Source organism: Priestia filamentosa, from assembly GCF_900177535.1.
GTDB classification, from domain to species: domain Bacteria; phylum Bacillota; class Bacilli; order Bacillales; family Bacillaceae_H; genus Bacillus_I; species Bacillus_I filamentosa.
This window is the reverse complement of the sequence record NZ_FXAJ01000005.1, coordinates 228,618-243,255: the sequence shown is the minus strand read 5'-3', so window position 1 is coordinate 243,255 and position 14,638 is coordinate 228,618. Positions and strand designations below refer to the sequence as shown.

The window sequence follows — 14,638 nt, the reverse complement described above, 5'->3', positions numbered from 1 at the left end:
GGAGAGTAAATGATGAAAAAACTGCTGTTACCTATGTTTTTTGTTGTCAGTTTGTTTTTTATTAGCCACCCTTTAAATGCTTCTGCACAAGTTGTGGATGAAACAAAACTAAAAACAGCTCAGTTTGATTATGAAGATTATTATCAAAATAAAGTAATAACATACAGGGGAGATTCCGGTATTACTTTTACAAGCTATAGTACAAAGTGGAATACGGTAGAAAAACTAAAAGCACTTGAAACAGAATTGTTGAAAAATAAGCATGGGGAAGAACTCAAGCTTTTATCAACCATTAATATTTTTCCAGACTATCCAGCTGGACAAGATGTGCTTGGACAATATTTTGCGGAATATACGTATGGGAGTAAATCAGTCTCGCTTTCCCCGAATCGAAAAATTTATCTTTACGGAGGTGATAAATATTCAACAGTAGAAAGTATTGCTTCAACTATGGCCCATGAGTATGGACATCATTTTACATTTTATCACCTTTTTAAAAAAGAGCATTTAGTTCCTAGCAAGTGGAAAGAATCCCAATATGCACAAATTCGCCATATGAAACAGTACGGTCCATTCAATCAAAACCCTGTTCCATACAAGTGGGATTTATCAGAGATATTAGCTGAAGACTATGTTGAGTTATTTGGCTCTAGCAAAGCTATTGCTAGCCATATGCCAATGAATAGTGTAATTCAGTCACCGTTTGAAAACAAGAGCATTCAGCAGTATTGGCCAGAGGCCATACAGGAAAAAGAATATAAGCCAGAAGAGACTATTCCGCTTTATCTTACGGATTATAAATCATCTAGTTTGCTTAGCCTACAACTAACAGCTTTAAACCTTGGAAAACTCGACACTTATCTAGTTGCCCAAGATGATGAAGATAAATATCTGCCAGTCCTTTTTGATACCTTTAAGGGTGCGATGCAAGTACGGAAATGGTATGAAGGGGAGAAGCTTGGAAGTAAATCAAGTTGGCTTTTCTCAAAAGACCAAAATAACGGCATAGTGTTTAAGCTTATTCAGCATAGCGAAGATGGTTTTAATAGGGGATCAGAACGGTTAAAAATCAATCTTCAAAATATAGAGGGGAGTGAGATAAGTAATGCTAAGCTTATTGAACACTTAACTCTGACTAAAGAGGAAATAGAAGAGAAGATGCTCCAGGAGGGAATTAGAGAGGGAGTTCCCTATGAATTGATTAAAGCAGTTGCAGCGGTAAGCTCTAATTACGAGCAGTTTCAAAATGAGCAGCCCAAAGTAGATGATAACGGTAGAATAGGTATTATGGGGGTAAAATTAACAGCTGAACAGGCTGCAGCTCAAAACATTGATTTCGAATCCTTAAAATATAGCCCACTTTACAATATTGAAATTGGAGTAAAATTATTAAAAGAGCATTTCAATGATAATACGCTTCCCTCTATGAGGAACAAAAATCAGCAGATGTTAGAACATTGGTATTTTGCACTTATGGCATACAGAGGTTTTACAGAGGATACAAATCCCCAAAAAACAGATAACTTTCAGCATTCTATATACAAATATATAGCGGATATAACAACAAGGGATTTACAAGAAATTCCATATATAGAAGCTAGCCAGTATAATGGGGTAGTTAAGTTAACAAAGAAAGTTTATCCCTTAGAAGGAGCAACAGAAGCAACAAGTTTATATACGAATAATCAAAAAGGATATATTTATACTGGTAAGGGAGTTTTATATAATCAACCGGGGGAAAAAGTGCTTACAAGTCTCCCGAAATATACTCCAGTTTTAATTAGAGAAAATGCCATGTTGAAAGATGGTCACCTATTTTATAAAGTTAATACATTTAACGGGCAGAATGGATATATACGAGCAGAACATATCAAAGGTGGGGATGTAACAATATTCAGTGATATTGTTCAAGATGAAGTTGTATCAGCGGTAGGCTATCTGCAATTAAGGGGAGTTATTGAAGGTTATGGAGATGGAACATTTCGACCGTATCAATCATTAAGCCGTGAACATGCGGCGAAAATGATTGTTCAGGAATTACAGTTAACAAAAGATCCTACATATAAAATGAAGTCAACTGATGTTAATAAAGATAATCTCTACTACACACAACTCGCTATTTTAGAACAATATGACATTATGGGGCGGGGAGGAAAACTTCGCCCGAAAGAACCGTTAACAAGAGAACAAATGGCAGCTGTTCTAGCGAGAGCTTACAGCAAAGTATATAAGGAAGCAGAACAAGAGAGAGTTTTTAAGGATGTAAAGAAAACTTCTTGGAGTTATAACGATATTAATATATTAGCAGAGAACAGGATTACGGTATTAAATGAGTATTATCGCCCTTATGAAAATGTAACAAGGGGTCAATTTGCTCTTTTTCTCCAGAGATCTGCATCATTGAAATAAAAAGAGCTCCCTTTCTTTTAGAGAGGGGAGCTCTTTTCTTTACAAACTATTACCGGTTTACAGCACGATTTACGAATGCTGCCATTTGAGCACGTGTAACAGGCTCATTCGGTTTAAATGTTCCATCATCATATCCCGTTGTAATACCTGCAGCAGCAAGAGCAGAAATATCTGCAGCAGCCCAATTGTTTTTAGGCACGTCCTTAAATGTATAAGAAGAGTTGGCTTTCAAATCAAATGCATCTGTTAATACAGATGCCATTTGGGCACGTGTTAAAGCTTTGTCAGGCATGAAGTAACCATTGTTGCCTTCAAAAATCCCAGCAGACTTTACGGCATTTACAGCTCCAACGGACCAAGATGATGATGTCACATCCTTAAATGGCTGTTTGCGGTTTGTCATTTTTAAGTCAAGTGTATTAGCAAGAATTGTTGCAGTTTGTGCACGAGAAATATTTTCGTTCGGACGGTAGTAGTTATTTGAATAACCTATTACGATGTCTTTATTTGCTAGTGCATTTACATCTTTAGCTATCCAGCTGTTTTGAGTATCGCGGAAGTTACCTTTTGCGCTTCCAGTTGAGAAAATACGTTTTGCTCCAACATAGCGGGAACCCCAATAGTATGGATCATTAACCTTTGCAATACTTACACCTTTTGAGCTTGCAGCATTGATGAATTCATTGTTTCCAACATAGATTCCAACATGTGAAACCCCTCTACCAGATGTGTTGAAGAAAACAAGATCACCAACACGTAGATTGCTTTTTGAAACAGCTGTACCTTGCCCATACATTTGAGCGGCCGTTCTGGGGAGGGAAATACCTACTTCACTGTACACTTGGCGTACATACCCAGAGCAATCAAATCCCGAGGCTGTTGTTCCCCCATAACGATAGGGAACACCCATATACTTATAGGCAACAGGCAATAACTTATCATAGTTTGTAAGATTAGCCGCTTTGGCTGATGAAGATGGTTCTAGCAGTAGACCTGATAATAGTAATGCAAAGCATGAAATCAACGTCAGTGTGACTCGTCTAATCATATGTATCCTCCAAATTCTCCTAAATTTTCTATGTTAAAATTTCATTATTCTACCTTTTTCAACAGATGATAACAGTTTATCATAGAAAAACAGACTTCTATTTTACAGTTATGTAACAAAAGAACTACAGTTTGTTATGATAAAGTTGGTAATTTTACAATAGTGGAAGAATTATAGGAATAAAGGTATACATTACTAGTGTAAAAATTTTGAATAATTAGAATAATGAATTCTATTTTTCCTGTTCAGACCTTTTATATTACAAAATTATTACAGATATTTAGAATTTGATAATCAATTTATGAAGTCCTGAAAAAGTTAATATCATCTTTATAATTAGTTTCTTTCTTATTCAAATATAGGTCTTTATTCACTTTGAAAAACAGGTTAAATTAGGTAATAAATACCTAAAAAATACAAAGTTATGTAAAAACTATTGAAACTTATAGGAAATATTGTAGAATTATAGGTAGGGTTTCCCCTGATATAGTTATTTTTGTTATTTTTCATAGATTATCCATATAAATATATATTTTACATTAATTAAAGATATTGACATAAAATCTATGAAAATCTATACTAATATCTGTAATCTTTTAGTAACTAATGTTAAGAGATATACATATATAATAAACTCTTGAGATTAGTCTTATTTTACTAGAACACAATTCTGAGGAGGAAATAACTCAATGGCTTACCAACCAAAATCTTATCGCAAATTCCTAGTAGGTACTGTTTCTGCTGCTGTAGTAGCAAGCGCAATCGTTCCTGCTGCAAGTGCTGCATCTTTCTCTGATGTAACAAAAGAAACAGTTAAAGATCACTATCAAAACATCGCAACTGCATCTGAAAAAGGGTATATCAAAGGTTATGGCGATGGAACTTTCAAACCTTATAACACAATCACTCGTGGACAAGTTGTTAAAATCCTTGCTCGTACACTAGGAGATGATGTAGACACTTCTAAAACTGAGAATTTCTCAGATGTACCAAGCAACTATTCTGATAAGGAGCTAGTAGAAGCATCTTTAAAAGTACGCGCAGCTGGTGTTTTCACTGGTAACGGTGGAAAACTTCTTCCGGATCAAAACATTACACGTCAACAAATGGCAAAAGTACTTGTTAATGGCTTAGGATTAGAAGCGCTTGTTGATAGTGATGATACTTCGAGAGTGAAAGATATTGACAAAGCATACAGTGAGTATCGTGAAGATATCCAAACTCTTTCTAAATTAGGTGTTACTGATGTTGAAACATTCAACCCAGAAACAAATCTAACTCGTGCTCAATTTGCTTCATTCATCGTTCGTGCTTACGACGTTAAAGAATCAAGAACTGCTAAACCAAGCGTTCAAGATGTAACGGCTGTTAATGGAAAAGTAACTGTTGAGTTTAACAAAGCACCTGAAACAGCTCCAACAGCTAACGATTTCACAATCACTAAATCTGTAAACGCTGGTACAGCAACTTCTGTAGCTCCAACAGATTTCAAATATGATGCTAGCTCTAAAACAGCTACGTTTAGCGTAGAAAAAGTAGAGGCAGCAACTGCTAAGCAAACTGTATCTTACTCTGTGGCCTACAAAGAAACTGACGCTAAATCTGGAAGCTTTACTATTGACGCCCTTCCAGCAGCTTCTATTCTTTCTGTAGGGGCAGCGGGTAACGAAGTAACAGTAATTTTCAACAGCCCTGTTGATACTGCAACAGCTCAAAATGTTATTAACTACACTTATGACAGAGATCGCAATGATTCAACAAATGTACCAGTTCACCCAACAAATGCCGAGGTGAATCCTAAAGCAGTGGGTCCTTATGAAGCTGGTCAGGTTGTGACATTAACTTTTGATGGTACAGATAATAATGGTAAAAATATTTTGGTGCCAAATGAGAAGGGTTCTTTGAACATCCAGAATATTAAGTCTAATAAAGGAACGATTATCGCTTCTAAAACAGTTAATGTAAATCCTGTAGCTGCTGGAGTTGAACCTTCTGTGACAGGAACATTAACTAACGGAGCTCAAACGTCTGAAGAAGTATCTGCTAATGCAGGAACTGAGGTGAAATTGAACGTTAAAGCAAAAGGAATTAACAGCGATATTATTTCCGCTCGTTACCGCATTCAACGTCCAGACAACACATTTACAAATTGGACTGACTTAAATGCAGAAGATGGAACTTTTGACGAAACTTCTGAAACAGCCGTAGGTTCAATTGATACAACTGGCTTTGCTGGTGGGGAATATAAAGTGTTTGTACAAACTGTAGATGCATCTGGTAAAACTAACGGAGATGGTGAACAGGTAGCTACTTTAGAAATTACCAAGAAAGACATTGTTGCACCAGCTGTTACAACTTCAGAAGCAACTTATAAGTCTGTAGATCGTGCTGTGGAAGTTAAAGGTTTAGCAAAAGATGCAGAGAGCGATATTAAAAACGTACAATATCGTGTATTAAAATATAATAGCTCAACAAATGCTTATTCAACTTCTACTGAATGGACAAATGCAACAGCTGTTGATGGTTCATTTAATGAGAAGAGTGAAAACTATGAGTTTGTTACACCAAAACTTGATAATTCAGCATCTTATCTACTACAAGTAAGAAGTGAAGATTCAGCAGGTAACACAAGTGATGCTCAAGCTGTTAAAGTTGGAAACTTAATCAGTACAGGTGGCACATCAGCTGCTAATACATTTACAACGCCATCAAGCTCTGGTGATTCAAAAGTAGACTCTTTGGCAGTAGATAAGGTTGAATCAATTACTAATAAACAAGATCTAAAACTTACTGGTACAGCCAAGGATTCAGCTGGAATCACTAAGGTTGAGTATGCTGTATATCGTGAGGCAGATGAAGAAGGACGTTACGAAGTGAAGGTTCAAGACTTTGGGTAAACTGGTGTAACTCCTAACGATGGAAGCTTCAACTCTAATGAAGAGAATTTCACTATCAACTATAAATTACCTTCAGTTGATGGGAATTATTTAGTGGTTGTTCGTGCTAACGATGGTTATGGCAATGTTGTAACTGATGAGACAGCCAAGGTGACTCTAGATACTAAAGTGCCTGCAGTGTCTGTAGCACGTGCAGATAAAGAAACAGATGCTACGGATGGTATCCCTAACAATACATTTGTTTTAACATTTGATGAACAAGTAACTGAAGATACGGCTGAAAACGTTAAAAACTATGTAGTTAAACAACAAGGCCAAGTTGTAGAGAGTGAGGCAACGGAAGTAGAACTAGATGATTCAACTGGTAAGAAAGTTATTCTTTCGTTTGCAAGTGCTCCAAAAGCTGAGCAAACAATTAATATTGCATCTGTACAAGATCTTGCTGGTAACGCAATTAAAGCAACTAGCGTAAACGTTCCTAAATAATAGGAGCTCATCGTAAAAGCCAATCACATCTGTGGTTGGCTTTTTTATATAAATAAGTGCGCACTTAGTTTTATGAAAATTCCAAAATAAGGTATAATCAACGTATATAAGATAAATATTCATAACAAAAGAACTAGTGGATGAAGGTGAAGGCAACATTGATTAATGAATTAAATAAGGGATTATATAAGCTTTTAATAATAATGACACTTTCTTTTTTGGGACTGATGTTTTATTTTTCGTGGAGAACAGAACAACAATATATTGAGGAGCGATTGGGATTTTCCAACTTAGGTGCCTTTTTTCTAGTATTGTTTCTTCTTATTATATTAGGAGCACTGTTATTTTCACTAAGCTACTATATTAGGAAGCTAAAAAGTCATACTTTTTTATTTTTGCTTATATGCGTATCTTTTTCAGTGCGTCTTGTTTGGATCTTAACTATCAATACACCACCTGCAACAGACTTTAGAGCTATGTATGATGGAGCAGTTGGAATTTTTTATAGGGATTGGGCACCAATTCAGCGAGAATACTTCTATTCTTGGCCATATCAACTTGGGTTTACGGTATATGAATCGTTTTTGCTTTCCTTATTTGGTGAAGGAACATTTAGTATCAAGTTTTTTAATGTGTTGTATGGAGTAGGCACAGTTTTCTTTACTTATAAGACTTCATCGCTTCTATTTAATGAACTTGCAGGGAGAATAGCAGGAATCTTTTATGCCTTTTACATCCCAGCTATTGTAATGACCTCTGTTTTAACAAATCAATACATCGCTATCTTTTTCTTTTATTGGGCTTTCTATCTTCTTATTAAGAACGGCATTAATCATAAATGGAACTGGATCTTTATTGGTGCTTTATTAGCTATAGGAGATATCATGAGGCCGCTCGGCGCATTTATTTTACTCGCTGTTTCTTGCTACGTGTTTTTAGCTTTCCTCAAGAAGGGTAGGATACATAAAGAAAGAGTAGTAAAAAAGTTTATAGGGATATTTGTGGTATTTTACTTTGTTCACTACCTTATAAGTGCTTCTTTCATTGCATGGGGAATTACAGAATACCCGCTTTCTAACCGCAATCCACTCTGGAAATTTGTTCTTGGATTTAATCACGAAACAGAAGGTCAATATTCAGTAGAGGATGCAGAATATGTTGCTCGTTATTCATTAGGTACAGAACGTAATGAAGTGGAAAAGGAGCTTATTAAAGAGCGCTTAGAAGATAAGAGTGAGGTGGCTGTTTTACTTTGGAAGAAGTTTAACAACATGTGGGGAATACGAGATGAATCTATTTTCTGGAGCATGGGACATCAAAAGGAATCTGCTCAAGTAATTCATAAAGTGCTCTATGCCTCAGAACGAATGATGTTTCTTCTTTTACTCTTTGGAGGGATAGCCTATTTACTCTTTTCTTTTCGAACAGAGATGGATAAAAGGAAAGCTTTTTTCCTTATTCTTATTCTTGGCTATGTTCTTGTTCATCTTCTCGTTGAAGTACAAACTAAGTATCGTTTTTTTATCAACCCAGCACTAGCTATTATCGCTTCCTTAGGATTCGTTACACTTTTTTATCATACTAAATTTTTAAGTGGGGGGAGAGGAAGGATAAGAAGCAATCTTAAGCTATGAATGACTTTCACTGTGTTACTAGTAGAAAAAAACGAGATAAGTTATAATTAAGTGGCAGAAATCGGGAATTTAGTTCACTTCCGCTCTATTTTTTAGACGTAAGTGAACTTTTTTGTTGGATGGACTATTTTGTATAGAGAGGCACTAAAATAGATTTAATAGAAAGGAGAAAAATCATTGAAGACTATTTCAATTATAATTCCAGCCTATAATGAAGAAGATGTGTTGGAGCAGCTATATGAGAAGTTGACGTTTGTGATTGAAGCTATTCCAAACTATGATTTTGAACTTTTGTTTATCAATGATGGAAGTAAAGATAGAACGTTAGAAATTATTAAAGAAATGCGTGAAACAGATCATCGCATTTCATATGTTGATTTATCGAGAAACTTTGGAAAAGAAATAGGTATGATGGCAGGATTTGATTATGCTAAAGGGGATGCGGTTATTATTATTGATGCTGACCTTCAAGACCCGCCAGAACTTATACCTGAGATGATTAAATATTGGGAGCAAGGTTATGATGATGTTTTTGCAAAACGAAGAAGCAGAGCAGGAGAGACATGGATGAAAAAGTGGACAGCTAAAACATTCTACCGCGTGCTTCAAAAAATCACGAAGATTCCTGTTCAAGAAAACACAGGAGATTTTCGTTTGCTTGATCGTCGTTGTATCGATGCTCTTCGTACACTACGTGAAACACAGCGTTATACAAAAGGGATGTTCAGCTGGATTGGTTATCATAAGAAGGAAATTTTATTTGACCGTAATCCAAGAGCGGCTGGTGAGACAAAATGGAATTATAAAAAGCTTATGGATTTAGCCATTGAAGGTATTACATCCTTTACAACAGCTCCGCTTCGCTTATCAACTTACTTTGGCTTTACTATTTCACTTTGTGCATTTATATACATGATTTTTATTATCGTAAAGACCTTGGTTGTTGGGGAAATGGTTCAAGGCTATCCGTCCTTGATGACAGTCATGTTATTCCTAGGAGGCATTCAGCTTATTTCCTTAGGGATTATTGGAGAGTATCTAGGAAAAATATTCACTGAGACGAAACGTCGTCCACTTTATTTTGTTGATGAATATAACAATGAGAAAGTGATGTTTGAGAAAAAAGAACGTCATTATGAATCTAAGGGGATTTAAAGATGAACAGCCGAACAAAAGAGATGATTAGCTATCTTGTTTTTGGAGTGCTCACAACAGTAGTGAACATTGTTTTATATATTTTACTTACAAAGGGCTTCTCAGTAGACTATAGGTGGGCCACAACGTTTGCTTGGATTATATCTGTTCTATTTGCTTTTGTCACAAACAAGCTTTATGTATTTAAGAGCAAAACTCTTACTACTAGCATTATATTTAGAGAACTTCTTTCATTTTTCTTTTTTAGGGGGCTTTCATACGTATTAGATCTTGCTATTATGATTATATGTGTTAGTTGGCTTTCAGTTGATGATATTATTGCTAAAATTTTAGCGAACATTGTTGTTATTCTTGTTAATTATATAGCAAGTAAGTACTTTATTTTTAAGAATAAAGAAGAGAGAGCAGTAGAGTAAAGGAAGAAGAAGCTGATGGAAAGAAGAGGGCTTTTTCTCCTGTAAAGTGTATGGAAGACTAAGCCTTTTCTATCTAGTTTTCAAAAACGGAATACAGTATAATTAAGCATATTGAAAAGTAGAATTAAAAAGTTCACTTAAGACAGTACAAGCGTTGAAAGTGAACTTTTTTATTTATGAAGTGTATAGCGTTTCAAGCAATTAAGTAAGGAGTATATACGATATGTCGAATTTCAATATGAATGCTGTTAGTGGTCTTTTTAACAAATTTCTCGTTCTACTTACTTTAGTTATTTTTGGAGCCATCTTTGTTTTTTCATGGGAAGCAACATCTCAATTTCTAAAAGTAGGACAGTTAAATCTTTCAAGTAATACAGCTAATCTAGTGATAGCAATGGGCGTTATTATCTATGGGTTGATTATCTTTTTAATTTCTTCCTATGTAAAAAAGTTAAGTCAGAAGACATTTTTAATTGTAATGTTAAGCGTTGCTTTTTTACTGCGCTTTATATGGATTCTTGTTGTAGATACACCAATTCAATCTGATTTTAATGTGTTGTATACAGCTGCTGTGGATGCGAGTAAGGGAGACTTCTCATTTAGTCAAACGCCATACTTCTTATCATGGGTGTACCAAATTGGTTTTACAATGTATCAAGCTCTTGTTTTATCTATTTTTGATGGAGGAGCATTTGTACTTAAACTTCTAAATGTCATATATGGAGTTGGAACTGTCTTTTTGGTTTATAAAATTGGTACGCATGTTTTTAATGAGGCTGCAGGTAGAGTTGCAGGTGTCTTTTATTCATTATACTTACCAAGTATCTTTATGACCTCTGTATTAACAAATCAATATATTGCAATTATCTTATTTTACGCCGGATTTTATTTACTTGTGAAAAATGGAGTAGACCACAAAAGCAGTTGGTTCTTTATTGGGATTCTTCTTTCACTTGGAGATATTATGCGTCCGCTTGGAGCATTTATTTTAGTTGCATTATTTTGCTATATGTTTTTACAGTTTATAAGCAGTAAGAAAGATCGAAAAAAGACAGTGGCTAAGAAATTTATTGGGATCGTTGCTGTTTTTTATCTTCTTCATTATGGGGTAAGTTTTGCCTTTATGACAGCTGACGTAACAGATTATCCATTATCAAACCGCAACCCAATGTGGAAGTTTGTGCTTGGATTTAACCATGAGACAGTTGGCCAGTATTCAACGGAAGACAGTAATTTTATGACTCAATATACGCTAGGAAAAGAGCGCACAGAAGCTGAAAAAGAGCTTATTAAAGAAAGATTAGAAGATAAAGATGCTGTCGTTGATTTGATGTGGAATAAATCCGAAAAAATGTGGGGAGATTTAGATGCGTCAATCAAGTGGAGTGTTGGCTATCAAGGGCAATCATTTATTCATAACATTTTTTATGTTGGTGAGCGAATTATGTACATGACAATTGCTATTGGTAGCATTCTTGGCTTATTATACAGTCTCATCCGAAAGAGTAATATGAATCAATCCCTCTTTTTATTGCTTATTATTGGATATATTTGTATTCATTTTCTTATTGAAATCCAAACACGTTACCGTTTCTTCATTATCCCATCGTTCATTATTATAGGAAGTTATGGATTTAGTTTGTTTGTTGAAAGTAAGAAAGTTAAAAGTCAAAAAGAAAAATTATCGCCTCCACAAGAGGTAGCAAAAAACGTGTAGAGAAGCTTCTCTACACGTTTTTTAATATTTAGCAGATGTTTCTTTCATTTTTACTTTTCGCTCTTTTAAACGTTTGATCACTTTTGTTCCAATATCTACGATTCCATATCCAGTTAGCATACAGAGGAAAGGATAAATAAGTAATCCATAGCGTGGAAGGGTAAGGAAGACATTAGAGAAACAAATATAAATAATAATAGAGAGAACTAAGCACAAGACAGGTTTTCTTTTACAATAAATGAGTGCAAAAAGAAAGCCGGCCGCAACTGTGAGCAAGTTTTGATATTTAGAAAGCTTTTCAATCCAGTTTGGTAAAAGGTGAGCATATGCACCAAGTCCATCAGGGTTCCCTGCTTGATCGACAAAAAGCCACGTTGTTTTTCCAATTGTAAGCCATGAGAAGTAAAGTGGGAAATTATCTTGTAGACCAGTTAGAATTTTATGTAAGGAAAATTCTTCAGTGCTCATTCCAAGCTCTTTTGCTTGCTGTACGTATAGGGAAAAATCATCAAGGTAAAAAGGATTAGTTCCAGCAATGAGCGGGTTTGAACCATGTGATGAAAAAAGAAACATATGATCAAACATTACATAGTTTCGAATCGCCCATGGAGCCATAACTAGAATAGGCCCAATACACCATATTAAACCAATCCTAACCCCTTTTTTAAATCCATTTCGATATACAACAATACCCCATGCGAGCCAAAGTAAGAGAGCTGGTGAAGCTCTAAACATCAGGAGAATAGAAGCCACAATTCCAAATAAAATATGATAGCGGTATTCTCCTTTTTGAAGGGCAATAATAAAGATAAAGGTTGTTAATAGGAATAAAAAGATTGTTGGTGTTTCTGTTAGTGCTGTTTGAAAGTAGTGAGTTGGTGCTGGATGTATTGCAAATAAGAAAGCCGCAATAAAGCTAACAACACGATGGTGAAAAAGTTTTTGAGCAATTACATAAATAAGGATTAAGGCACCAATGTTTAATATCATATTAGATAATCGGTAGAGCATAATATGATTTGTATTAAAAAGTTCTGCAACTTTAAAGATAGCTACAAGATAAAGAGGTTGCCCATATGTTACATAAGCATTTGAAACAGTTGCGTTGTATCCGTAAAATCCTTCATGAATAAGTTGCCAAGCCATTTTTGCATACAAGGAAGCATCTCGTGAACCGTACGTAGAAATCGGTTCTCCAAAAATATCAGGCCTGTTAAACACAAGGCCTGGATGTGTGAACAGAAGGAAAAGGTTAAAAACTAAATAGAGAAGAAGTAGTAGTAGAAAAGCGGTGTGAAATTTTACAAGTTTCATCATGTTAAATTTTCCTCCAAAGTTTCACTGAGTAATATTATCGGGCTATGAAATAAACACCTATAATAATGACAAAAATACCAAACCATTGTTGAGCTGTAACAGTTTCTTTGAAAATAAGAAAAGCAGCGATAGCTCCAAGTACATAGCTTATGCTTTGAAAGGGATAAGCTATGCTTAAAGGGAGCTTTGATAAGATAACAAGCCATAAGCCAGTAGCTAAAACGTAAAGAATCCCTCCACCAATAAAGAATGGAGAAAGAAGAACGGAAATAGCTTTTTGCAAAGTCCAAGCATCAACGTTAGCTACAGCTACTTTCCAGAGAATTTGTCCTGTTACGAGCATTAGAATATTTAAGAGTATTAGAATATAAATCACTGTTGGTGTTGTCCTTTTTCTTCATATTTTTGTTTTAAGATGGCATATTCTTGTGTTAATGTGACAAGCTGCTGATTCATTTTAGAAATCCGTCGGGTTAAGTCAAAGATTACAATAATAAGAAAAAGCATTCCAAACAAAAAAAGGATTGATGGAGCATAGTATACGTTAAGCACATCAGCAATTTTATTGATAAGGGAAGAGTTGGCACTCAAAATACCAATTCCTAAGCATGTTAAAATCCAAATGATTGAGTACTTTGTTTCAAGAATCCCTCTTCTTACAGACTCAATAACAAATATAAAAATTCCGATTACAATAATGAGAGAGATAATGGTGATTTTCATGATGTCACTCCTTTACAATTCGTTGAATAACAATAGATAGCGTTACTTTGAACATGTAATAAATAGATTTAAAAGGAGTAATAGAGGATTGTCCTCCTTGACGATTCGCCATATTAACCGTAATTTCTCGGATGCGAAGTCCTTTACGAGAGAGGTGGATTAATCCCTCTGGTTCTGGATAGTCTTTTGGATACGTATTAGCAAATATTTTGATGACTTTGTGGTTAATAGCCCGATACCCTGAAGTAGGGTCTGTGAATGTTTGTCCAGCTAGTGATCGAAGCAGCAACGTGAAGTAATAAATCCCAACTCTTCTTGAAAAAGCGCCTTTATAGTCCGTCTTTTTCAAAAATCTTGAGCCTACAACCATATCTGCTTCATCTTTTTGAAGGGGATGGATAAGTCTTTGAAGTGAATGTGCATCGTGTTGTCCATCTGCATCAAACTGAATCGCAATATCGTAGTTATGACGATATGCATACTGATAACCAGTTTGAACAGCTCCTCCAATTCCAAGATTGTAGGGAAGATCAATGAGTATAACGTCTTTGAAGCGTTTTACAATCGTTGAAGTTTGATCTTTGGAGCCGTCATTAATAACACAAATGTCTAAGCTAGGGTGTTCGTTCTTAAGGTGAAGTAATGAATAGAGTGTATTTGAAATTGCTTCTTCCTCGTTATAAGCGGGAACAATAATTAATACTTTATTCATCGGTGATCACACCTTTCATAAAGGGGGTATTAATCTTTAGAAGAATCTTAAAAAAATAAAATGAATATTCTCTTAATTCAATATATTAGCACAAAAAGACATATTTTTGGTAAAATCTTTCTAT

At 35.1% G+C, this 14,638-nt stretch carries 12 protein-coding genes; 7 read left to right on the top strand and 5 right to left on the bottom strand.

Annotated elements, in window-relative coordinates; translation table 11 throughout:
• Positions 1–12: 12 nt before the first annotated feature.
• Positions 13–2,409: an S-layer homology domain-containing protein gene (locus B9N79_RS18955; RefSeq protein ID WP_167555136.1), complete on the top strand. Its 2,397-nt coding sequence runs from the start codon at positions 13–15 to the stop codon at positions 2,407–2,409.
• A 49-nt stretch (positions 2,410–2,458) separates the two neighbouring features.
• Here the strand turns inward: B9N79_RS18955 and B9N79_RS18950 are convergent, their stop codons facing one another.
• Entirely contained in the window at positions 2,459–3,457 is a 999-nt protein-coding gene (locus tag B9N79_RS18950) for a C40 family peptidase (protein WP_019394840.1), read from the bottom strand.
• Positions 3,458–4,146: 689 nt separating this feature from the next.
• Between B9N79_RS18950 and B9N79_RS18945 the strand changes: the two genes are divergently transcribed.
• The 6 genes from B9N79_RS18945 to B9N79_RS18920 all read left to right on the top strand — a co-directional run bounded on the left by B9N79_RS18945 (position 4,147) and on the right by B9N79_RS18920 (position 11,762).
• The gene (locus tag B9N79_RS18945; protein WP_085118799.1) at positions 4,147–6,354 is read left to right on the top strand and encodes an S-layer homology domain-containing protein; all 2,208 of its coding nucleotides are present in this window, start codon (positions 4,147–4,149) and stop codon (positions 6,352–6,354) included.
• 93 nt (positions 6,355–6,447) lie between these two features.
• On the top strand, positions 6,448–6,840 hold the full coding sequence (locus B9N79_RS18940; RefSeq protein ID WP_085118796.1) for an Ig-like domain-containing protein: 393 nt from the start codon (positions 6,448–6,450) through the stop codon (positions 6,838–6,840).
• Between the two features lie 158 nt (positions 6,841–6,998).
• Positions 6,999–8,474, top strand: a complete 1,476-nt coding sequence (locus tag B9N79_RS18935; RefSeq protein WP_231573185.1) for an ArnT family glycosyltransferase — start codon at positions 6,999–7,001, stop codon at positions 8,472–8,474.
• Positions 8,475–8,651: 177 nt separating this feature from the next.
• Positions 8,652–9,629 carry a glycosyltransferase family 2 protein gene (locus B9N79_RS18930; protein ID WP_019394842.1) on the top strand — a complete coding sequence of 326 codons (978 nt, stop codon included), beginning with the start codon at positions 8,652–8,654 and terminating at the stop codon, positions 9,627–9,629.
• Positions 9,630–9,631: 2 nt separating this feature from the next.
• A complete protein-coding gene (locus B9N79_RS18925; protein ID WP_085118793.1) occupies positions 9,632–10,045 on the top strand; it encodes a GtrA family protein in 414 nt (137 codons plus the stop codon).
• 223 nt (positions 10,046–10,268) lie between these two features.
• Positions 10,269–11,762, top strand: a complete 1,494-nt coding sequence (locus B9N79_RS18920) for an ArnT family glycosyltransferase (RefSeq protein ID WP_040060295.1) — start codon at positions 10,269–10,271, stop codon at positions 11,760–11,762.
• 21 nt (positions 11,763–11,783) lie between these two features.
• On the opposite strand, the gene B9N79_RS18915 is transcribed toward B9N79_RS18920, so the two are convergent.
• Genes B9N79_RS18915 through B9N79_RS18900 form a run of 4 tightly spaced genes read right to left on the bottom strand, consistent with a single transcriptional unit; the run spans position 11,784 to position 14,514 of the window.
• Positions 11,784–13,079: an ArnT family glycosyltransferase gene (locus B9N79_RS18915; RefSeq protein ID WP_040060293.1), complete on the bottom strand. Its 1,296-nt coding sequence runs from the start codon at positions 13,077–13,079 to the stop codon at positions 11,784–11,786.
• A gap of 34 nt (positions 13,080–13,113) precedes the next feature.
• Positions 13,114–13,455 (bottom strand): EamA family transporter, encoded by a 342-nt coding sequence (locus B9N79_RS18910; RefSeq protein ID WP_019394846.1) that lies wholly within the window; start codon positions 13,453–13,455, stop codon positions 13,114–13,116.
• On the bottom strand, positions 13,452–13,802 hold the full coding sequence (locus B9N79_RS18905; RefSeq protein ID WP_019394847.1) for a DUF2304 domain-containing protein: 351 nt from the start codon (positions 13,800–13,802) through the stop codon (positions 13,452–13,454). The genes B9N79_RS18910 and B9N79_RS18905 overlap by 4 nt, the downstream gene beginning before the upstream one ends.
• A gap of 4 nt (positions 13,803–13,806) precedes the next feature.
• Positions 13,807–14,514: a glycosyltransferase family 2 protein gene (locus tag B9N79_RS18900; protein WP_085118790.1), complete on the bottom strand. Its 708-nt coding sequence runs from the start codon at positions 14,512–14,514 to the stop codon at positions 13,807–13,809.
• Between the last annotated feature and the right edge of the window lie 124 nt (positions 14,515–14,638).

Excerpts from the sequence above, each read along its gene's own strand:
- B9N79_RS18955 (WP_167555136.1), top strand. The coding sequence starts at position 13 with ATGAAAAAACTGCTGTTACCTATGTTTTTTGTTGTCAGTTTGTTTTTT.
- B9N79_RS18950 (WP_019394840.1), bottom strand. The coding sequence starts at position 3,457 with ATGATTAGACGAGTCACACTGACGTTGATTTCATGCTTTGCATTACTA.
- B9N79_RS18945 (WP_085118799.1), top strand. The coding sequence starts at position 4,147 with ATGGCTTACCAACCAAAATCTTATCGCAAATTCCTAGTAGGTACTGTT.
- B9N79_RS18925 (WP_085118793.1), top strand. The coding sequence starts at position 9,632 with ATGAACAGCCGAACAAAAGAGATGATTAGCTATCTTGTTTTTGGAGTG.
- B9N79_RS18920 (WP_040060295.1), top strand. The coding sequence starts at position 10,269 with ATGTCGAATTTCAATATGAATGCTGTTAGTGGTCTTTTTAACAAATTT.
- B9N79_RS18915 (WP_040060293.1), bottom strand. The coding sequence starts at position 13,079 with ATGATGAAACTTGTAAAATTTCACACCGCTTTTCTACTACTACTTCTT.
- B9N79_RS18905 (WP_019394847.1), bottom strand. The coding sequence starts at position 13,802 with ATGAAAATCACCATTATCTCTCTCATTATTGTAATCGGAATTTTTATA.
- B9N79_RS18900 (WP_085118790.1), bottom strand. The coding sequence starts at position 14,514 with ATGAATAAAGTATTAATTATTGTTCCCGCTTATAACGAGGAAGAAGCA.